This window comes from Eremococcus coleocola ACS-139-V-Col8 (genome assembly GCF_000183205.1).
Lineage (GTDB): Bacteria > Bacillota > Bacilli > Lactobacillales > Aerococcaceae > Eremococcus > Eremococcus coleocola.
In genome coordinates this window covers 99,205-116,820 of record NZ_AENN01000006.1, presented here as the reverse complement: position 1 = coordinate 116,820, position 17,616 = coordinate 99,205, and the positions used below count along the sequence as shown (strand labels likewise).

Below are 17,616 nucleotides of genomic sequence, written 5' to 3'. Positions count from 1 at the left end.
AAACACATGTCAGAACAAATTACTTCTGCAACAGCAACGGCTAAAACAGTTCGTATTGCCCCTCGTAAAGTGCGTTTGGTAGTAGACTTAATCAGAGGGAAAAGCGTTGGTGAAGCAATCGCAATTTTGAAATTCACACCAAAAGCTGGCTCTCCAGTCGTTGAAAAAGTATTGATGTCAGCTATCGCAAACGCTGAACACAATTATGATTTAGATTTAGAAAACTTGTATGTAAGCGAAGCTTATGTCAACGAAGGACCAACTCTAAAACGGTACCGTCCACGGGCAAAAGGTTCTGCTTCTGCAATCAATAAACGTACCAGCCACATTACAGTGGTAGTATCAGAAAAAGAGGAGGCATAATATGGGTCAAAAAGTACATCCAATAGGAATGCGTGTCGGCATTATCCGTGACTGGGATGCTAAATGGTTCGCTAACAACAAGAACTATGCCGATTTCTTACATGAAGATTTACGTATTCGTAACTATGTATACGGTAAACTAACAGATGCCTCAGTTTCTCAAATTCAAATTGAACGCGCTGCTAACCGAGTTATCGTATCAATCCACACTGCTAAACCAGGTATGGTTATCGGTAAAGGTGGAGCTGAAGTTGATACTTTACGTAACGACTTAAGCAAATTAACAGGTAAGAAAGTTCATATTAATATCGTTGAAATCAAAGAACCTAGCTTAGACGCTAAGTTAGTTGCTTTAGATATTGCACAACAATTAGAAAACCGTGTTGCTTTCCGTCGTGCACAAAAACAAGCTATCCAACGTGTAATGCGCGCTGGCGCACAAGGAATCAAAACACAAGTATCAGGTCGTTTGAACGGAGCAGATATGGCTCGTACTGAACACTATAGTGAAGGTACCGTTCCATTACATACTCTACGTTCAGATATTGACTACGCTTGGGAAGAAGCAGACACTACTTATGGTAAAATCGGCGTTAAAGTTTGGATTTGCCGTGGTGAAATCTTACCAGGTCAAGAAAACTCTGGCAAAGGAGGGAAATAAGCATGTTAGTACCAAAACGTGTAAAACACCGTCGTGAATTCCGTGGTCAAATGAACGGAGAAGCTAAAGGTGGTAAGAATGTTGATTTTGGTTCATATGGTCTTCGTGCCGTCGAATCTAAATGGATCACCAACCGTCAAATTGAAGCTGCCCGTATCGCGATGACCCGTTATATGAAACGTGGTGGGAAAGTATGGATTAAGATTTTCCCTCATAAATCATATACATCTAAACCAATCGGTGTCCGGATGGGTTCTGGTAAAGGGGCTCCTGAAGGATGGGTTGCACCAGTAAAACGTGGCAAAATCATGTTTGAAATTGATGGTGTGCCTGAAGAAGTGGCACGTGAAGCATTCCGCTTAGCGTCACACAAATTACCTGTCAAGACTAAATTTGTAAAACGTGAAGAATATGGTGGTGAATCGAATGCAAATTAAAGAAATTAGAGAATTGACTACTGAAGAAATGGTAGCCAAAGAAAAAGAATTTAAAAAAGAATTATTTAACCTTCGATTCCAATTAGCAACAGGACAATTAGAAAACACTGCTCAACTCAAACAAGTTCGCAAATCAATTGCACGTATTAAAACTGTAATGCGCGAGCAAGAATTGTCTGGCAAATAAGGCAAAGGAGGTATTATAAGTAATGAGTGAAGAACGTAATCAACGTAAGGTCTATCAAGGACGTGTCTTATCCGCAAAAAATGACAAAACAATCACTGTTGTCGTTGAAACTCGGAAAAAACATCCAAAATTAGGCAAACAAATGAAATATTCTAAGAAATATACTGCCCATGATGAAAACAATCAAGCCAAAGAAGGCGATATCGTTCGTATTATGGAAACTCGTCCATTATCTAAAACGAAACGCTTCCGTTTAGTTGAGATTGTAGAAGAAGCAGTTATTATCTAATCAATCTAGTCTACTCGGAAGGAGGATAACCAAGTGATTCAATCAGAAAGTCGATTAAAAGTTGCTGACAACTCAGGTGCCCGTGAAGTATTAACTATTAAAGTACTTGGAGGTTCAGGACGTAAGACCGCTAACATTGGTGATGTGATTGTTGCAACGGTTAAACAAGCAACACCAGGTGGAGTTGTCAAAAAAGGCGATGTCGTAAAAGCAGTTATCGTTAGAACAAAATCAGGTGCTCGTCGTAAAGATGGTTCATACATCAAATTTGATGAAAATGCATGTGTCATTATCCGTGATGATAAAACCCCTCGTGGAACTCGTATTTTCGGACCTGTAGCCCGTGAACTACGTGACAATAACTATATGCGGATCGTCTCATTAGCTCCAGAAGTTCTGTAATCAAATAACGAAGGAGGATACATAATGCGTATTAAATCTGGCGACAAAGTAAAAGTTATTGCTGGTAAAGATAAAGGCAAAGAAGGCACAGTCCTAAAAACCTTACCTAAAGAAGATAAAGTTGTGGTTGAAGGCATTAACATTGTCAAAAAACACCAAAAACCTACGCAATTATCAACCGGTGGTATCGTTGAAGTTGAAGCTCCGCTTCATGCCTCAAATGTACAACTTGTTGATCCTAAGACCGGTGAAGTTACTCGGGTAACTTACCGTGTTGAAGATGGCAAAAAAGTGCGTGTGTCAACTAAATCTAACGAAGTTATTAAATAATCAGGGAAGGAGGATTTATCCACATGGAAAGCCGTTTAAAAACAAAATTTAACAACGAAGTAACACCTAAATTAGTCGAACAATTCAACTATACATCAGTGATGCAAGTTCCTAAAATCGAAAAAATCGTCATTAACATGGGTGTCGGCGATGCTACATCTAATGCTAAGAACTTAGACAAAGCCGTTGACGAATTAACTTTAATTTCTGGTCAAAAACCAGTGATCACTAAAGCGAAGAAATCAATCGCAGGATTCCGCTTACGTGAAGGAATGCCAATTGGTGCTAAAGTTACCTTACGTGGTCAAAAAATGTATGAATTTTTAGACAAACTAATTTCAGTATCATTACCACGGGTTCGTGACTTCCAAGGTGTCTCAAACAAAGCCTTTGATGGTCGTGGAAACTACACTTTAGGTGTTAGAGAACAATTAATCTTCCCTGAAGTTAACATTGATAATGTTGATAAAGTACGTGGTATGGATATTGTTATCGTAACTACTGCTAACTCAGATGAAGAATCATATGCCTTATTAAAAGAATTAGGCATGCCATTTAGAAAATAAGAAGGAGGCGAATATAATTGGCTAAGAAATCAATGATCGAAAAGAATCAACGTAAAGCAAAATTCCCAGTTCAAGAATATACTCGTTGCGAACGTTGTGGCCGTCCACATTCAGTTTATCGTAAATTTAGACTATGCCGTGTTTGCTTCCGTGAACTAGCTTATAAAGGCCAAATTCCTGGCGTTAAAAAAGCAAGCTGGTAAAATACTCGAAATTAAGAAGAAATAAGGAGGTAAAACACCTATGGTTATGACAGATCCAATTGCAGATTTCCTAACTCGTATCCGTAATGCTAATGCACAAGGACATGCAACCGTTTCTGCACCTTCTTCAAAAGCTAAACTAGCGATTGCAGAAATCTTAAAAGAAGAAGGATTCATCAAAAAATTTGAAGTCGCAGAAGATAACAAACAAAACGTAATTACCTTAACCTTAAAATATGGTAAAAATGATGAAAAAGTTATCTCAGGTATCAAACGTATTTCAAAACCAGGTTTACGTCACTATGTGAATGCTGAACAACTTCCTAAAGTATTAAATGGTTTAGGAATTGCCATCATTACTACATCAAATGGCGTTATGACTGATAAAAAAGCTCGTCAAGCAGGTATTGGCGGCGAAGTGATTGCTTACGTATGGTAAGCCACTAATTATTAGATAAATTACAAGGAGGTGCGATCTGTGAGTCGTATTGGTAAAAACCCAGTAGAAATTCCAGCAGGCGTAACCGTAAATTTAGATGGCCACGCAATCACAGTCAAAGGCCCTAAAGGGGAATTAACCCGCGAGTTACACCCAAACATTGACTTAAATATCGAAGAAAGCCAAATTTCATTTACACGACCTGATGACAACAAGTTAAACCGTTCATTACACGGTACTACTCGTTCATTAGTATCAAATATGATTGATGGCGTAACAAATGGCTTCAAGAAACAACTTCAATTAATTGGGGTTGGATATCGTGCTCAATTGCAAGGTAAGAAATTAGTCCTAAACGTAGGCCTTTCTCACCCAGTTGAATTTGAAGCAGAAGGCGATATCGAATTTGAAGTCCCTTCAAATACAGAAATTACCGTTTCTGGTATTTCAAAAGAACATGTTGGCCAAGTAGCTGCCCAAATCCGTGAAGTACGTCCACCAGAACCATATAAAGGTAAAGGTATTCGTTACGTGGATGAATATGTTCGTCGTAAAGAAGGTAAAACAGGTAAATAGTTCTCGACTACTTATTCTGTTTTGCTTAAAAAACTTAAAGAGGTGACAAAATGATTACTAAACCAGATAAAAACAAGACTCGTCAAAAAAGACATCAACGTGTAAGAAATAAAATCTCTGGTACTGCTGAGTGCCCACGCTTAAATGTATTTCGTTCAAATACAAACATCTACGCTCAATTAATTGATGACGTAGCGGGTGTGACGCTAGTTAGTGCCTCTAGTAATGAAAAAGACTTTAAAGCCGGAACTAAAACTGAACAAGCCACTGAAGTGGGTAAATTAGTTGCAGAACGTGCTGTTGCTGCAGGTCATAAAAAAGTTGTGTTTGACCGCGGTGGTTACATTTATCATGGTCGTGTGAAAGCTTTAGCTGAAGCAGCCCGTGAAAATGGACTAGAATTTTAATAGAAGGAGGAAACCAATTAATGGACTATATCAATCCAAATTCTTTAGGTGAGATCGAAGATCGCGTAGTAGCGATTAACCGTGTCACTAAAGTTGTTAAGGGTGGTCGTCGTTTACGCTTCTCTGCACTTGTTGTAGTTGGCGATAAAGATGGTCACGTTGGTTTCGGAACTGGTAAAGCACAAGAAGTACCAGAAGCAATCCGTAAAGCCATCGAAGATGCTAAGAAACACTTAATTGCCGTACCTCGTACCGGTACCACAATCCCTCATGAAGTGATTGGAGAATTCTGTGGCGGCCGTGTGTTATTAAAACCAGCTGTTGCCGGTTCTGGAGTTGCTGCAGGTGGACCTGTTCGTGCCGTTGTCGAATTAGCTGGTATCGCTGATGTTACTAGTAAATCATTGGGCTCTAACACCCCAATTAACATGATCACAGCAACAATCGAAGGTTTGAAAAACTTAAAAGAAGCAGAAGCAGTTGCCAAATTACGTGGCAAATCAGTTGAAGAAATTTTAGGCTAAGGAGGACCCTAAGATGGCAAATTTAGAAATTAAATTAACTAAAAGCTTATTTGGTCGTCCTAAAAACCAAGTAGATACTGCAAAATCTTTAGGCTTAACTCGGCCAAATCGTGTGGTTGTTAAAGCAGACAGCGAACAAGTTCGCAATATGTTAAAATCAATCAGCCATTTAGTTGAAGTTAAGGAAGCATAAATTATATACTGAATATACAAGGAGGTGCCAACAAACATGAAACTTCATACTTTACAACCTGCTGAAGGTTCTCGTAAAGAACGTAACCGTGTTGGACGTGGCCAAGGGTCTGGTAATGGTAAAACTGCTGGACGCGGTCAAAAAGGACAAAAACAACGTTCTGGTGGAAATGTACGTTTAGGTTTTGAAGGTGGACAAACTCAATTATTCCGCCGTTTACCAAAACGTGGTTTCAATAACATTAACCGTAAAGACTATGCTATTGTAAATGTAGAATCTTTAAACAAATTTGAAGATGGAACTACCGTTACACCTGCATTATTAGTTGAAGAAGGAATCGTTAAAAAAGAATTATCAGGTGTGAAAATCTTAGGTAATGGCGAATTAACTAAAAAGTTAACTGTTCAAGCTGCTAAGTTTTCAAAAACTGCTGAAGAAGCTATTACAGCCGCTGGTGGATCAATAGAGGTGATTTAATGTTTACCTTCATTAAAAATGCTTTATCCAGTAAGGACGTCCGCAAACGACTACTCTATACTTTGTTTATTTTTGCAATCTTCCGTCTAGGATCTCATATCCCAGTTCCTGGTGTGGATGCTTCAGCTATTTCTGAATTATCCAATACTGGGGTACTCGCTTTACTTAATACCTTTGGTGGTGGAGCCTTAAAGAAATATTCTTTATTTGCTTTAGGGGTTTCCCCTTATATCACTAGTTCGATTGTAATCCAACTTTTACAAATGGACTTAGTACCTAAGTTTACTGAGTGGGCTAAGCAAGGTGAGGTTGGCCGACGCAAATTAAACCAAGCAACAACCTATACAGCAATAGTTTTAGGTTTTGCCCAAGCCCTTGGCTTATCCTTTGGTTTCAACCAATTGTCAGGTTTAGGCTTAGTTAAAAATCCTTCAACAGCAACCTATGTGACCATCGCAATCATTTTAACGGCTGGATCAATGTTATTGGTCTGGTTAGGGGAAATGATTACCCGTCATGGGGTTGGTAATGGTGTGTCCATGATAATCTTTGCGGGGATTGTGGCACAAGTACCGAAGGACTTTTACTCTTACTATGAATCAAGCATTGTCGGTGCAGGTGATAAGTTACAACAGAATTTAATTGTTTTAGCATTAATTGTTTTAGCAATTTTTATTTCAATTGTTGTAGTTGTCATCATGGAACGCGGGCAAAGACGGTTACCCATCCACCATGCTAAAAAGGTGTCTGGTACCAATACAACTGCCCATCTCCCACTAAAAATTAACTCAGCTGGTGTAATTCCTGTTATCTTTGCGTCATCTTTCATTACAACGCCGCAAATGATTTTCTCATTTATGAATACTGAGAAGGCAGGACCGGTTCTTAAATTCTTTATGAAAGTCTTTAATTTACAACATCCCTATGGTGCAATTTTCTATACCATTCTCTTAATTGCCTTTACTTACTTCTATTCATTAGTGCAAGTAAATCCAGAAAAAGTGGCAGAAAATCTGCAAAAACAAAGTGGTTATATTCCAAGTGTACGCCCTGGTAAAGATACTGAAAACTACATTACTAGCTTAATTAACCGATTAAGTGGCGTAGGATCTTTATACTTAACCATTATTGCGGTTCTTCCAATTGTGATTGGTTTCTTCTATAAAATTCCAATGAATTTATCCTTGTCAGGTACAAGTTTGTTAATCGTTGTTGGGGTTGGGATTGAAACAGCTAAGCAAATTGAAGGTCGGGTTACCACACGTCGTTATAAAGGATTCTTATATCAATAGAACGAAGTCAATGAGATAAGGATGGATGAGAATGAATATTCTATTAATGGGTCTACCAGGTGCAGGTAAAGGAACACAAAGCGAAATGATTTCCCGTGATTACGATATGATTCATATCGCTACCGGTGATATTTTCCGGGAAGCAATTAAGAATCAAACTGAATTAGGAAAACAAGCTCAAGCCTTTACTGATGCAGGTAATTTAGTCCCTGATGAAATTACCAATAATTTGGTAAAAGAACGTTTAGCACAAAGTGATGTTAAAGCCAATGGCTTTATGCTTGATGGTTATCCAAGAACCTTAAATCAAGCCCAAGCCCTTGAAGCTAATCTTAAAGATATTAACTCAAGCTTGGATGCCGTGATTTATATCAAGGTCGATCCAGAAGTCTTAAAAGAACGCTTGAGTGGCCGTATTATTTGTCGCTCATGTGGAGCAACCTATCATAAATTATACAACCCACCTAAAGTAGATGGTGTTTGCGATAATTGCGGTGCCAGTGATTTCTATCAACGGGAAGATGACAAACCTGAAAAGGTTAGTCACCGGATTCAATTACAAATGGATTCAATTAGCCCAATTTTAGACCACTACCGCCAAGAAGGTATCTTACATGAAGTCAATGGTCAAGAAGACATCGAAGTCGTTTACAGACATATTCGTGACATATTAGGTGAGTAAACAGTCACTAGATAACTTATCTATACTGGTATTATTGAGGAGGTAACCCATATGGCTAAAGATGATATGATTGAAGTTGAAGGTACAGTTCTTGAAACCTTACCCAATGCGATGTTCCAAGTTGAATTAGAAAATGGTCATGAGATTTTAGCTCATGTTTCAGGTAAAATCCGTATGAATTATATTCGTATATTACCAGGAGATAAAGTTACAGTCGAAATGTCTCCTTATGATTTAACTAAAGGTCGTATTACGTATCGTTTCAAATAATCCTAAGTTGAATGAGGAGGGAATAAAATGAAAGTTAGAGCATCTGTAAAACCAATGTGTGAAAAATGTAAAGTTATCCGTCGTAACGGTAAAGTTATGGTGATTTGCGAAAATCCTAAACATAAACAACGTCAAGGATAATATATAAAGGAGGGAAATAGATTTATGGCTCGTATTGCTGGTGTCGATATCCCACGTGACAAACGTGTTGTTATCTCATTAACATATATTTTTGGTATTGGTAAAAAAACCGCTCAAAATATTTTAGCAGAAGCAAACGTGAGCGAAGACACTCGTGTCAAAGACCTCACTAACGAAGAATTAGACCGTATCCGTCAAATCATTGATGGTATCAAGGTTGAAGGTGACTTACGCCGTGATATCCGGATGGACATTAAACGTCTTCAAGAAATCGGATCATACCGTGGCTTACGCCATCGTCGTGGTTTACCAGTTCGTGGACAAAACACAAAGAACAATGCCCGTACTCGTAAGGGACCTAAAAAATCACTTGCAGGCAAAAAATAATAATTAATAAAGGAGGTATTCACAAATGGCTAAAAGACAAAATGCGCGTAGACGCCGTCGTGTCAAGAAAAATGTAGAAAAAGGAATTGCACATATTCGTTCAACCTTTAACAATACAATTGTTATGATCACAGATGAAAACGGAAATGCTATTTCTTGGTCTTCCGCTGGTTCATTAGGTTTCCGTGGTTCACGTAAATCTACTCCATACGCTGCTCAAATGGCATCTGAAGTTGCTGCCAAAGGCGCAATGGAACATGGAATGAAATCTGTAGAAGTAGCTGTTAAAGGACCAGGTTCAGGTCGTGAATCTGCTATCCGTTCATTACAAGCTACTGGTTTAGATGTTACTGCCATCCGTGACGTAACACCAATCCCACATAACGGTTGTCGTCCTCCAAAACGTCGCCGTGTCTAATGATAATTATCACTTCATTAATTTGAACGCACTCTTATCATTGAAACAAACGTTTTGAAAGGGGAAAATTATCACCATGATCGAAATTGAAAAACCAGAAATTACTACTATTCAAGTGAGTGACGATGAAAAATACGGTAAGATCGTTATTGAACCACTTGAACGTGGATACGGAACAACCCTTGGAAACTCATTACGTCGTATTTTATTATCTTCATTACCAGGAGCAGCCGTAACAAGCATTCAAATTGATGGTGTTGTCCATGAGTTTGCAACCATTGACGGTGTTGTTGAAGATGTACCTACTATTATCTTAAATATTAAGAACCTAGCTTTGAAGTTATATACTGAAGAAGACAAGGTCTTAGAATTAAATGCAGTAGGTCCTAAAATCGTGACAGCTGCTGATATTATTCATGATAATGACGTTCAAATCTTAAATCCTGAACTTGAAATCTGTACCCTTGCTGAAGGTGCTGAAATCAAGATGTTATTAAATGCATCCACAGGACGCGGTTATGTTCGTAGTGATTTTAATAAATCAGATGATACAACGATTGGCGTATTGCCAATTGACTCCATCTATACACCTGTCAAGAAAGTTAATTACCAAGTTGAGAATACTCGGATTGGTCAACAAAATATTTGTGACAAATTAACCCTTGATATTTGGACAGATGGATCAATCAGCCCTGAAAAATCGTTAAGTTTAGCAGCTAAAATCTTGATCGAATATCTAAATGTATTTGTAGATCTTAATGAAGAAGCTAGAGATGTAGAAATCATGGTCGAAAAAGAAGAAACTGAAAAAGAAAAAGTATTAGTCATGACCATTGAAGAGTTAGACTTATCCGTACGGTCTTATAACTGCTTGAAACGGGCTGGTATTAATACAATTCAAGAATTAACGAATAAGACAGAGGCTGAAATGATGAAGGTTCGAAACTTGGGCCGTAAATCATTAACTGAAGTAAAAAATAAATTAAACGACTTAGGCCTTGGCTTAAGAGACGAAGATTAGGATATTTTTAAGAAGGAGGATTGACACATGGGATACCGTAAATTAGGTAGAAAAAGTGCGCAACGTAAAGCGATGTTACGCGACTTAACGACAGATGTGATCATCAATGAACGTATTGTTACTACTGAAACCCGTGCTAAAGAAGTACGTAAATCAGTTGAAAAAATGATTACTTTAGCTAAAAAAGGTGACTTAGCAAGCCGTCGTCAAGCAGCTGCTTTCTTACGCAATGAAATTGCTGATGCCCGCATCGAAGATGACCAAGTAGTGGTTGAACGCGTATTACACCGTTTGTTTGATGTTTATGGACCACGTTATGCTGACCGTAATGGTGGTTATACTCGTATTCTTAAAACATCACCAAGACGTGGTGACGCTGCCCCTATGGCAATTATCGAATTAGTATAGTTGATTTCATTAATGAGTAGAAATCACTTTATGATGGAGAGTGTTATGATTAATTTCTATTAGTCTAGCTCTGTAGCACGCTTATTGATATAATAGATTCAATAATGTTTGGTTAGCAAGGTAATTCTTGCTAACCCTGTGCTATCATCGTAAGTGTTTTTTTTTATAGCTAAAATCATAACTTCGGTTTTGGCCTTAGCTATGAAGGAAAATAACAGGAGGAAATAATGTCTGAGAATATTATTGAAATAAAAGACTTGAATTTTCACTATCCGATGAGTGAAAGCCAGGTACTTAAAGATGTTTCATTAGAAATAAAAAAAGGCGAATGGATTGCCATCATTGGTCCCAATGGCTCAGGTAAATCAACCTTAGCTAAGATGATAAATGGCCTTTTGGTTCCCGACTCTGGTCAGATTATCGTTGACGGTAAAGAATTAAATGCCGAGACTGTTTGGGATATTCGTCAAGCCGTCGGCATGGTTTTCCAAAATCCTGATAATCAATTTGTGGGTTCTACGGTAGAAGACGACGTGGCTTTTGGTATGGAAAACCGGGGTGTGCCACGGGAGGAAATGGTGGACCGGGTTAAGGAAGCTCTAGATTTAGTCCGGATGTCTGAATTTATAGATAAGGAGCCGGCACGCTTATCTGGTGGACAAAAGCAAAGAGTGGCGGTTGCATCTGTGATTGCCCTTCGTCCGCAAGTCATTATACTTGATGAAGCCACGGCTATGTTGGACCCTAAGGGCCGACAAGAAATTATTTCGATCGTGGACCAAATTAAGGAAGACCATGACTTAACTGTCATTTCAATTACCCATGATATTAATGAAGCTTCGCGCGCTGACCGGATTTTTATTTTAAAAGACGGTCATTTTACCATGCAAGCTCAGCCAGCTGAGGTTTTTGCCTTGGGCGACCAACTCATTGAAATGGGCTTGGACTTACCTTTTGCTCAGAAATTGATTTCAACCTTGAAGGCGCGTGGGGTAGACGTACCCGATCACTATATGGATGAGGAGGCTTTACTAGCATGGATCAACCAATCATATTTAAACAAGTAGGCCATACCTATAGTGCGGGCACACCTTTTGAATTCCGGGCCATGCATGATGTGAATGTCACCATCCCTGTGGGCAGGGTAACCGCCATTATTGGCCATACTGGCTCAGGTAAGTCTACCTTGATTCAACATTTAAATATGCTCTTACGGCCAACAGAAGGCACGATTGAGTTAGATAATTTTACGGTGACCAAGGATTCGGAACATGGATCTTTGAAACCACTTCGTAAGAAGGTGGGTGTGGTCTTTCAGTTTCCTGAGTCACAACTATTTGAAGAAACGGTTTTAAAAGACGTTATGTTTGGACCTTTGAACTTTAAGGTGTCGGAAGAAGAAGCTGAACGGATTGCCCGTGAGAAATTAGCCTTAGTCGGGCTCCCAGAATATCTTTATGAGCGGTCACCCTTTGACTTATCCGGAGGACAAATGCGGCGGGTGGCAATTGCGGGGGTCTTAGCCTTAGAACCAGAAGTTTTGGTTTTAGATGAACCGACTGCTGGATTGGACCCTTTAGGTCATAAAAACATGATGGAAATGTTTATGAACTTACACCGCCAAGATGGGATTACCCTGGTTATGGTCACCCACCAAATGGATGATGTGGCTGATTATGCCGACTATGTGGTTGTGATGGAAGGCGGTACAGTAGTTAAAAAAGGCAGTCCGCAAGAAATTTTTGCCGACAGTCAATGGTTGGAAGCCAAGCAGTTAGATTTACCAAGAGCCACAGGGTTCTTAGAAGATATTGTTAAGGCCAACCCGACGCTTGATCGTAGTATAACCACTGTCTTATCCGTTGCTGACCTGGCAGACCAATTGGTGGCTATGAAAGCGGCCCAAGTTCAAGGAGGTCACCATGCTAGATAAACTCTTATTAGGTCGTTATATTAAAGGCGACTCTTTAATCCACCGACTTGACCCCCGAACTAAATTATTGGCTACATTCTATTTTATTTTCTTAGTCTTTTTGGCTAATAACTGGATGGGTTACCTATTCTTAGTTCTAGTCGCTCTAACTTTAGTGCTTCTATCCAAGATTTCAATCAGCTTTTTCTTAAATGGGATCAAACCTATGATTTGGTTGATTCTCTTTACGGTTGCCTTTCAAATCTTATTTTCTACAGGTGGGACGGTTTATTTCCATTTAGGACCCCTAGCCATTACTTCTGCAGGGATTGTTTCGGGAATCTTTATCTTTCTCCGTTTAGTTTTGATTATTGTATTCTCAACCATTCTTACCCTAACCACAGCCCCCTTAGAATTAACGGATGGAATTGAACATTTACTGAGACCCTTAGCTAAGTTTGGTTTTCCTTCCCATGAGATTGCTTTAATGTTATCGATTGCTTTACGGTATGTTCCAACTTTAATGGATGAAGCTCAAAAAATTATGAATGCCCAACGGTCACGGGGCGTTGAGTTCAATGAAGGTTCCTTTATGGACCGGATTAAAGCCATTATTCCAATCCTGATTCCGCTTTTTGTCTCAGCCTTTAACCGGGCGGAAGAAATGGCCAATGCCATGGAAGCGCGGGGTTATCGGGGCGGTGAGGGACGGACCAAGTACCGGCAACTATCCTATGAGCGAATTGATGCATTAGCTGTTTTGGCCCTTATTCTAATTACGGCGGTCCTTATTGGCCTCCGCTTCTTGGGGTAGGTCTTATGCCACGCTATGCAATTAAAGTAGAATATGATGGCAGTAACTATGTGGGCTACCAAGTTCAACCCAATGGACCTTCCGTCCAAGCCCAGCTTGACCGAGCCCTTTTGAAGTTGGCTAAGCGGCCAGCTGATCATCCCGTTTTGACCGTGGCTTCTGGTCGGACCGATTCGGGTGTTCATGCCTTGGGGCAAGTAGTGCATTTTGACTTGGATTTTGAAATTCATCCTCTAGCTTTGGCCAAGGCTTTAAATTCTATTTTAAATAAGGACATTCGGGTTGTAGCAGTCAGCCAGGTGGCGCCGGACTTTCATGCTCGTTACCATGCTATCGGTAAAGCTTATCTTTATCGGATTGATACCCAAGCCTATCCCGATCCCTTTAAACGGTTTTATACCTTGCACCATCCTTATCGCTATGATCTAGGCAAGATGCAAAGAGCCTTAACTGACTTAGTGGGTCAGCATGACTTTACTTCTTTTTGTTCGACCCATTCGGATAAGGAAGATAAGGTGCGGACGATTAAATTTGCTACAATTGAAGAGGACCTAGTTAACCAGGAATTAAGGTTTATGATTGCTGGTAATGGTTTTCTTTATAATATGGTCCGGATTATTGTGGGAACTTTGTTGCAGATTGGCGATGGTTTGAAACCTGTAGATGAATTTAAACGTTTGTTGGCAGTCAAAGACCGAAACCAGGCTGGCCCGACTGCTGATCCATCAGGTTTATATCTCTACCGGGTGGATTATAAAGAGGATATTTTTAAATAGTATTAAAACCCCGTTTTTAACGGGGGTTTATTTATATACCGTGAAATAAATTTTTACGAAAAGAAAAAACGTTTTCAAAAATTATTGGGAATTTTGTGAAAATATTATATAATTATTATTGTGAAATAATTATTATATTTTTAGAAGGAGGAAATATTGTGAAGAATACGTTGAAATGGCTATTGACGTTGAGTGCGATCCTAGTGGTAGGCTTGTTTATATTATCTCAAAGTAACCAAAGCTCACTGGCAGAAACCAAGTGGGATGATGGGGTTATATTTACGCCAGGGACATATAAGGCGAGTGCGGAAGGTAACCATGGTCCTGTAGAGGTTGAAGTGACGGTGAGTGAAGATACCATCGAATCTATCAAGGTGAACCACGAAGAAACGGAAGGTTTAGGGAATGTGTCGATTGATAAGTTAGTTGAAACCATCCAAAATGAACAAACCTTAGCGGTAGATACAGTTTCAGGTGCAAGTAAGTCAACAGGGGCTTTAATAGCTGCCGTAACGGATTGTTTAACTCAAGCTGGTGGGAATATCAATGCTTTAAAAGAACGAAAAAATGAAACAACTGCCCAAGATGATGAAGAAATGGAAGCTGATGTCATTGTCATTGGTGGGGGTGGAGCTGGTTTAGCTACTGCCGTTTCTGCTTCTGAAGAAGGCGCTTCAGTTATCTTAATCGAAAAAAATATCGCAGTCGGTGGGAATACCTTAATTTCTGGAGCTGGTTTTAATACTTATGATCCTGACCGGGAACAAAACCAAGAAATTACGGATACCCTGAAGGAACAATTACAAGGCTATTTGGAAGATGACCCAGCAAATTATGGTGATTTCGCTCCAACTTTTGAAAAATTACAAGGCCAAATTAAGGAATATTTTGACAGTGGCGAAACCTATCTCTTTGACTCACCGGAACTACATGCCATCCATACTTATATTGGAGGTAAACGGGAAGACAAAGATGGAAAAGAAATTTCAGGAAACTATGATTTGGTTACAACTTTAACGAATAATTCCTTGGATACCCTTCATTGGATGGAAGATAATGGAGTTGAATTTTCTGATCAAACCTCTACTATTTTAGGGGCTTTATGGCCACGGTCTCATGTCTTAGTTAAAGGGATTGGGGAAGGAATCGTAACCCCATTTGCGAATAAGGCGGAAGAAAACGGAGTACAAATTTTACTTGAAACTAGGGGTGAAGAACTCATTCAAGAAGATGGCAAAGTTGTCGGTGTCAAAGCAAGTAAGAAAGATGGTAGCCAACTAACCTTGAAAGCTAATAAAGGGGTTGTTATTGCTACCGGTGGTTTTGGGGCTAATCCTAAAATGCGTCAAGAATATAATAATTATTGGGAAGATATTCCTCTAGATATGGGTACCACCAACTCACCTAACATTACGGGTGATGGGATTGTGATGGCTCAAGCTGTTGATGCAGATACCACTGGTATGGAATTTATTCAATTAATGCCAAGTTCACAACCAGGTACTGGTTCTCTTGGTGGTGGTGTTTGGGGGTCTGCTGAAGACCAAGTCTTTGTCAATGGCGAAGGTAAACGTTTTGTCAATGAATATTCAGAACGTGATGTTCTAGCAGCAGCAGCTTTAGAACAACCTGATCAAACTTTCTATATCATCTGTGATGAAGAAACTGCGGGTATCAAAGATGGTAAGAATGGTTGGGGCGATAAGGTCGAAGATTTAATTGCAAGTAAATCTATCTATAAGGCCGATACTTTGGAAGAACTAGCTGAACAAATTGGGGCAGATCCTGAAACCTTGGTTAGTGAAATTGATAAGTATAATTCTTATATTGATGCAGGGGAAGACCCTGACTTTGGTAAGACCAACTTTGGTCGTAAAATTGATGTCGGTCCATTCTATGCGACACCACGGTCACCCTCTGTTCACCACACCATGGGTGGTATTGCCATCAACTCTAAAACCCAAGTTTTAGATAAAGATGGTCAAGTAATACCTGGTCTATTCGCGGTTGGTGAAACAACCGGTGGTATCCATGCGGGGAACCGTTTAGGTGGTAATGCTATTGCAGATATTATGACCTTTGGTCGGATTGCTGGTAAGGAAGTTGTGAAATAGTAATTTCTAAAATTAAATAATAAGCAAAAACGCTAATTCATTTAGTCAGATTTAGAGCATACCTTTACTGACTGAATGGCTTGGCGTTTTTTTATGTGGATTAATGGGAATCGATTAATTTCAACTGATTTTTCCTTAGGTGAATAGGGGGAATTAAGATGGATAAATAGCATCACCACTATAACAGGTTAACTATAAGTCATATTTAGGGTAAGTATAAAACTTTCTTATACATCTATACCTTATATATATTTTGAAAGCGCATTATTTAACTTTAATATAATATTTGTAAAGCGCTTTCGGAATTAAGAAACCTAGGAGGAAAATAATGAAAAAGATCGTAATGTTTTCTGCAAAAGAAGAAGAGCTTGAAATTGCTAAAAATTGGGCTCAGGAAAATGATGTAGAAATTGAGTTTGTTGAAGATATTTTAAGTACGGCCAGTGTCGCAAAAGCAGCTGGAGCAGATGGGATTACCTTAAGTCAAGTTGTTGCACCAGAAGCTTCTGTCTACGAAAAGCTCCATGAACTAGGCATCAAACAAATTGCTCAACGTTCTGCTGGAACCGATATGTATGATTTGGATTTAGCAACCGCCAATGACATTATTGTTACCAATGTTCCATCTTACTCACCTGAATCCATTGCAGAATTCGTGGTTACTTCAACGATGATGATGGTTCGTAAAGTTAATATAATCAAGCATCGGGTTAAAGATCAAAACTTTAAATGGGAACCAGTGATTCGTGCTAAAACTATGCATGGGATGACAGTGGCAATTCTAGGAACAGGTCGGATTGGTCAAATTATTGGTCGTTTATTTAATGGTTTTGGTGCTAAAGTATTAGGTTTCGATTTGTATCCAAATGACCAAATTCGAGATTTTGTTGACTACCAAGATTCAGTCGAAGATACGATTAAAGATGCTGATGTGGTTGTTCTACAAATGCCTTTGACTAAGGAAAATCATCATCTTTTTGATGCGGATATGTTTGCCAAGATGAAAGATGGCGCCTATTTCGTAAATATGGCTCGGGGTGGTTTGGTGGACACCCAAGCCCTAATTGATGCCCTTGATAGTGGAAAAATTGAACATGCAGCCTTGGATACTTATGAATTTGAAGGCGATTATATTCCTAAAGATTGGTCAAATAAGCCAATTGAGGATGATATGTTTAAGAGAATCTTAGACCATGAAAAAATTGAATTTACCCCACATATTGCTTATTACACCGATACCGCTGTTAAGAATTTGGTTGAAGGTGGATTACAGGCAACCCTCGATGTGATTAATACTGGCACTACTAAGAATCGTGTGAATTAAGAA

29 protein-coding genes are annotated in these 17,616 nt (G+C 39.2%); all 29 read left to right on the top strand.

Annotation, left to right across the window (positions count from 1 at the left end):
- The first annotated feature begins 6 nt into the window (after nt 1–6).
- The 29 genes from rplV to HMPREF9257_RS02025 all read left to right on the top strand — a co-directional run bounded on the left by rplV (nt 7) and on the right by HMPREF9257_RS02025 (nt 17,613).
- Nucleotides 7–363: a 50S ribosomal protein L22 gene (rplV, locus tag HMPREF9257_RS02165; RefSeq protein ID WP_006417800.1), complete on the top strand. Its 357-nt coding sequence runs from the start codon at nt 7–9 to the stop codon at nt 361–363.
- Nucleotide 364: 1 nt separating this feature from the next.
- The gene (gene rpsC, locus HMPREF9257_RS02160; protein ID WP_006417733.1) at nt 365–1,024 is read left to right on the top strand and encodes a 30S ribosomal protein S3; all 660 of its coding nucleotides are present in this window, start codon (nt 365–367) and stop codon (nt 1,022–1,024) included.
- Nucleotides 1,025–1,026: 2 nt separating this feature from the next.
- Complete coding sequence (rplP, locus tag HMPREF9257_RS02155) at nt 1,027–1,461, top strand: 50S ribosomal protein L16 (RefSeq protein ID WP_006417839.1); 435 nt, start codon at nt 1,027–1,029, stop codon at nt 1,459–1,461.
- On the top strand, nt 1,451–1,648 hold the full coding sequence (gene rpmC, locus HMPREF9257_RS02150) for a 50S ribosomal protein L29 (protein ID WP_006417722.1): 198 nt from the start codon (nt 1,451–1,453) through the stop codon (nt 1,646–1,648). The genes rplP and rpmC overlap by 11 nt, the downstream gene beginning before the upstream one ends.
- Before the next feature lie 22 nt (nt 1,649–1,670).
- The gene (gene rpsQ, locus HMPREF9257_RS02145) at nt 1,671–1,937 is read left to right on the top strand and encodes a 30S ribosomal protein S17 (protein ID WP_006417886.1); all 267 of its coding nucleotides are present in this window, start codon (nt 1,671–1,673) and stop codon (nt 1,935–1,937) included.
- A gap of 33 nt (nt 1,938–1,970) precedes the next feature.
- On the top strand, nt 1,971–2,339 hold the full coding sequence (rplN, locus tag HMPREF9257_RS02140) for a 50S ribosomal protein L14 (RefSeq protein ID WP_006417952.1): 369 nt from the start codon (nt 1,971–1,973) through the stop codon (nt 2,337–2,339).
- 24 nt (nt 2,340–2,363) lie between these two features.
- A complete protein-coding gene (rplX, locus tag HMPREF9257_RS02135; protein ID WP_006417804.1) occupies nt 2,364–2,669 on the top strand; it encodes a 50S ribosomal protein L24 in 306 nt (101 codons plus the stop codon).
- 23 nt (nt 2,670–2,692) lie between these two features.
- Entirely contained in the window at nt 2,693–3,235 is a 543-nt protein-coding gene (gene rplE / locus HMPREF9257_RS02130) for a 50S ribosomal protein L5 (protein WP_006417942.1), read from the top strand.
- Nucleotides 3,236–3,252: 17 nt separating this feature from the next.
- Nucleotides 3,253–3,438 carry a type Z 30S ribosomal protein S14 gene (locus HMPREF9257_RS02125; protein WP_006417841.1) on the top strand — a complete coding sequence of 62 codons (186 nt, stop codon included), beginning with the start codon at nt 3,253–3,255 and terminating at the stop codon, nt 3,436–3,438.
- A gap of 40 nt (nt 3,439–3,478) precedes the next feature.
- The gene (rpsH, locus tag HMPREF9257_RS02120; RefSeq protein WP_006417843.1) at nt 3,479–3,877 is read left to right on the top strand and encodes a 30S ribosomal protein S8; all 399 of its coding nucleotides are present in this window, start codon (nt 3,479–3,481) and stop codon (nt 3,875–3,877) included.
- 39 nt (nt 3,878–3,916) lie between these two features.
- A complete protein-coding gene (gene rplF, locus HMPREF9257_RS02115; protein WP_006417856.1) occupies nt 3,917–4,453 on the top strand; it encodes a 50S ribosomal protein L6 in 537 nt (178 codons plus the stop codon).
- A gap of 50 nt (nt 4,454–4,503) precedes the next feature.
- On the top strand, nt 4,504–4,860 hold the full coding sequence (gene rplR / locus HMPREF9257_RS02110; RefSeq protein ID WP_006417767.1) for a 50S ribosomal protein L18: 357 nt from the start codon (nt 4,504–4,506) through the stop codon (nt 4,858–4,860).
- 20 nt (nt 4,861–4,880) lie between these two features.
- Entirely contained in the window at nt 4,881–5,384 is a 504-nt protein-coding gene (gene rpsE / locus HMPREF9257_RS02105) for a 30S ribosomal protein S5 (RefSeq protein ID WP_006417829.1), read from the top strand.
- 13 nt (nt 5,385–5,397) lie between these two features.
- Nucleotides 5,398–5,577 (top strand): 50S ribosomal protein L30, encoded by a 180-nt coding sequence (rpmD, locus tag HMPREF9257_RS02100; RefSeq protein WP_006417893.1) that lies wholly within the window; start codon nt 5,398–5,400, stop codon nt 5,575–5,577.
- A gap of 36 nt (nt 5,578–5,613) precedes the next feature.
- The gene (gene rplO / locus HMPREF9257_RS02095; protein WP_006417778.1) at nt 5,614–6,054 is read left to right on the top strand and encodes a 50S ribosomal protein L15; all 441 of its coding nucleotides are present in this window, start codon (nt 5,614–5,616) and stop codon (nt 6,052–6,054) included.
- Complete coding sequence (gene secY / locus HMPREF9257_RS02090; RefSeq protein ID WP_006417890.1) at nt 6,054–7,346, top strand: preprotein translocase subunit SecY; 1,293 nt, start codon at nt 6,054–6,056, stop codon at nt 7,344–7,346. Before rplO ends, secY begins: the two co-directional genes overlap by 1 nt.
- 31 nt (nt 7,347–7,377) lie before the next feature.
- A complete protein-coding gene (locus HMPREF9257_RS02085; protein ID WP_006417753.1) occupies nt 7,378–8,028 on the top strand; it encodes an adenylate kinase in 651 nt (216 codons plus the stop codon).
- A 51-nt stretch (nt 8,029–8,079) separates the two neighbouring features.
- The gene (gene infA, locus HMPREF9257_RS02080; RefSeq protein ID WP_006417815.1) at nt 8,080–8,298 is read left to right on the top strand and encodes a translation initiation factor IF-1; all 219 of its coding nucleotides are present in this window, start codon (nt 8,080–8,082) and stop codon (nt 8,296–8,298) included.
- A gap of 27 nt (nt 8,299–8,325) precedes the next feature.
- A complete protein-coding gene (gene rpmJ, locus HMPREF9257_RS02075; RefSeq protein WP_006417732.1) occupies nt 8,326–8,439 on the top strand; it encodes a 50S ribosomal protein L36 in 114 nt (37 codons plus the stop codon).
- Between the two features lie 24 nt (nt 8,440–8,463).
- The gene (rpsM, locus tag HMPREF9257_RS02070) at nt 8,464–8,826 is read left to right on the top strand and encodes a 30S ribosomal protein S13 (RefSeq protein ID WP_006417765.1); all 363 of its coding nucleotides are present in this window, start codon (nt 8,464–8,466) and stop codon (nt 8,824–8,826) included.
- Nucleotides 8,827–8,851: 25 nt separating this feature from the next.
- Entirely contained in the window at nt 8,852–9,244 is a 393-nt protein-coding gene (rpsK, locus tag HMPREF9257_RS02065) for a 30S ribosomal protein S11 (protein ID WP_006417891.1), read from the top strand.
- 76 nt (nt 9,245–9,320) lie between these two features.
- Nucleotides 9,321–10,265 (top strand): DNA-directed RNA polymerase subunit alpha, encoded by a 945-nt coding sequence (locus HMPREF9257_RS02060; protein WP_006417945.1) that lies wholly within the window; start codon nt 9,321–9,323, stop codon nt 10,263–10,265.
- Between the two features lie 27 nt (nt 10,266–10,292).
- A complete protein-coding gene (gene rplQ / locus HMPREF9257_RS02055; protein WP_006417726.1) occupies nt 10,293–10,673 on the top strand; it encodes a 50S ribosomal protein L17 in 381 nt (126 codons plus the stop codon).
- Between the two features lie 227 nt (nt 10,674–10,900).
- Entirely contained in the window at nt 10,901–11,740 is an 840-nt protein-coding gene (locus HMPREF9257_RS02050; RefSeq protein ID WP_006417916.1) for an energy-coupling factor ABC transporter ATP-binding protein, read from the top strand.
- On the top strand, nt 11,710–12,606 hold the full coding sequence (locus tag HMPREF9257_RS02045) for an energy-coupling factor ABC transporter ATP-binding protein (RefSeq protein WP_006417830.1): 897 nt from the start codon (nt 11,710–11,712) through the stop codon (nt 12,604–12,606). Before HMPREF9257_RS02050 ends, HMPREF9257_RS02045 begins: the two co-directional genes overlap by 31 nt.
- Nucleotides 12,596–13,399, top strand: coding sequence for an energy-coupling factor transporter transmembrane component T family protein (locus tag HMPREF9257_RS02040; protein WP_006417854.1), 804 nt, complete (start codon nt 12,596–12,598; stop codon nt 13,397–13,399). Before HMPREF9257_RS02045 ends, HMPREF9257_RS02040 begins: the two co-directional genes overlap by 11 nt.
- A gap of 5 nt (nt 13,400–13,404) precedes the next feature.
- Nucleotides 13,405–14,175, top strand: coding sequence for a tRNA pseudouridine(38-40) synthase TruA (truA, locus tag HMPREF9257_RS02035; protein ID WP_006417947.1), 771 nt, complete (start codon nt 13,405–13,407; stop codon nt 14,173–14,175).
- 158 nt (nt 14,176–14,333) lie between these two features.
- The gene (locus tag HMPREF9257_RS02030; protein ID WP_006417801.1) at nt 14,334–16,289 is read left to right on the top strand and encodes a flavocytochrome c; all 1,956 of its coding nucleotides are present in this window, start codon (nt 14,334–14,336) and stop codon (nt 16,287–16,289) included.
- 328 nt (nt 16,290–16,617) lie between these two features.
- The gene (locus tag HMPREF9257_RS02025; RefSeq protein ID WP_006417900.1) at nt 16,618–17,613 is read left to right on the top strand and encodes a D-2-hydroxyacid dehydrogenase; all 996 of its coding nucleotides are present in this window, start codon (nt 16,618–16,620) and stop codon (nt 17,611–17,613) included.
- Nucleotides 17,614–17,616: the final 3 nt, after the last annotated feature.

What these genes read in the sequence shown, in the direction of transcription:
- rplV (WP_006417800.1), top strand. Translation starts at nt 7, where the DNA reads ATGTCAGAACAAATTACTTCTGCAACAGCAACGGCTAAAACAGTTCGT.
- rpsC (WP_006417733.1), top strand. Translation starts at nt 365, where the DNA reads ATGGGTCAAAAAGTACATCCAATAGGAATGCGTGTCGGCATTATCCGT.
- rplP (WP_006417839.1), top strand. Translation starts at nt 1,027, where the DNA reads ATGTTAGTACCAAAACGTGTAAAACACCGTCGTGAATTCCGTGGTCAA.
- rpmC (WP_006417722.1), top strand. Translation starts at nt 1,451, where the DNA reads ATGCAAATTAAAGAAATTAGAGAATTGACTACTGAAGAAATGGTAGCC.
- rpsQ (WP_006417886.1), top strand. Translation starts at nt 1,671, where the DNA reads ATGAGTGAAGAACGTAATCAACGTAAGGTCTATCAAGGACGTGTCTTA.
- rplX (WP_006417804.1), top strand. Translation starts at nt 2,364, where the DNA reads ATGCGTATTAAATCTGGCGACAAAGTAAAAGTTATTGCTGGTAAAGAT.
- rplE (WP_006417942.1), top strand. Translation starts at nt 2,693, where the DNA reads ATGGAAAGCCGTTTAAAAACAAAATTTAACAACGAAGTAACACCTAAA.
- rpsH (WP_006417843.1), top strand. Translation starts at nt 3,479, where the DNA reads ATGGTTATGACAGATCCAATTGCAGATTTCCTAACTCGTATCCGTAAT.
- rplR (WP_006417767.1), top strand. Translation starts at nt 4,504, where the DNA reads ATGATTACTAAACCAGATAAAAACAAGACTCGTCAAAAAAGACATCAA.
- rpsE (WP_006417829.1), top strand. Translation starts at nt 4,881, where the DNA reads ATGGACTATATCAATCCAAATTCTTTAGGTGAGATCGAAGATCGCGTA.
- rpmD (WP_006417893.1), top strand. Translation starts at nt 5,398, where the DNA reads ATGGCAAATTTAGAAATTAAATTAACTAAAAGCTTATTTGGTCGTCCT.
- rplO (WP_006417778.1), top strand. Translation starts at nt 5,614, where the DNA reads ATGAAACTTCATACTTTACAACCTGCTGAAGGTTCTCGTAAAGAACGT.
- secY (WP_006417890.1), top strand. Translation starts at nt 6,054, where the DNA reads ATGTTTACCTTCATTAAAAATGCTTTATCCAGTAAGGACGTCCGCAAA.
- HMPREF9257_RS02085 (WP_006417753.1), top strand. Translation starts at nt 7,378, where the DNA reads ATGAATATTCTATTAATGGGTCTACCAGGTGCAGGTAAAGGAACACAA.
- infA (WP_006417815.1), top strand. Translation starts at nt 8,080, where the DNA reads ATGGCTAAAGATGATATGATTGAAGTTGAAGGTACAGTTCTTGAAACC.
- rpmJ (WP_006417732.1), top strand. Translation starts at nt 8,326, where the DNA reads ATGAAAGTTAGAGCATCTGTAAAACCAATGTGTGAAAAATGTAAAGTT.
- rpsM (WP_006417765.1), top strand. Translation starts at nt 8,464, where the DNA reads ATGGCTCGTATTGCTGGTGTCGATATCCCACGTGACAAACGTGTTGTT.
- rpsK (WP_006417891.1), top strand. Translation starts at nt 8,852, where the DNA reads ATGGCTAAAAGACAAAATGCGCGTAGACGCCGTCGTGTCAAGAAAAAT.
- HMPREF9257_RS02060 (WP_006417945.1), top strand. Translation starts at nt 9,321, where the DNA reads ATGATCGAAATTGAAAAACCAGAAATTACTACTATTCAAGTGAGTGAC.
- rplQ (WP_006417726.1), top strand. Translation starts at nt 10,293, where the DNA reads ATGGGATACCGTAAATTAGGTAGAAAAAGTGCGCAACGTAAAGCGATG.
- HMPREF9257_RS02050 (WP_006417916.1), top strand. Translation starts at nt 10,901, where the DNA reads ATGTCTGAGAATATTATTGAAATAAAAGACTTGAATTTTCACTATCCG.
- HMPREF9257_RS02045 (WP_006417830.1), top strand. Translation starts at nt 11,710, where the DNA reads ATGGATCAACCAATCATATTTAAACAAGTAGGCCATACCTATAGTGCG.
- HMPREF9257_RS02040 (WP_006417854.1), top strand. Translation starts at nt 12,596, where the DNA reads ATGCTAGATAAACTCTTATTAGGTCGTTATATTAAAGGCGACTCTTTA.
- truA (WP_006417947.1), top strand. Translation starts at nt 13,405, where the DNA reads ATGCCACGCTATGCAATTAAAGTAGAATATGATGGCAGTAACTATGTG.
- HMPREF9257_RS02025 (WP_006417900.1), top strand. Translation starts at nt 16,618, where the DNA reads ATGAAAAAGATCGTAATGTTTTCTGCAAAAGAAGAAGAGCTTGAAATT.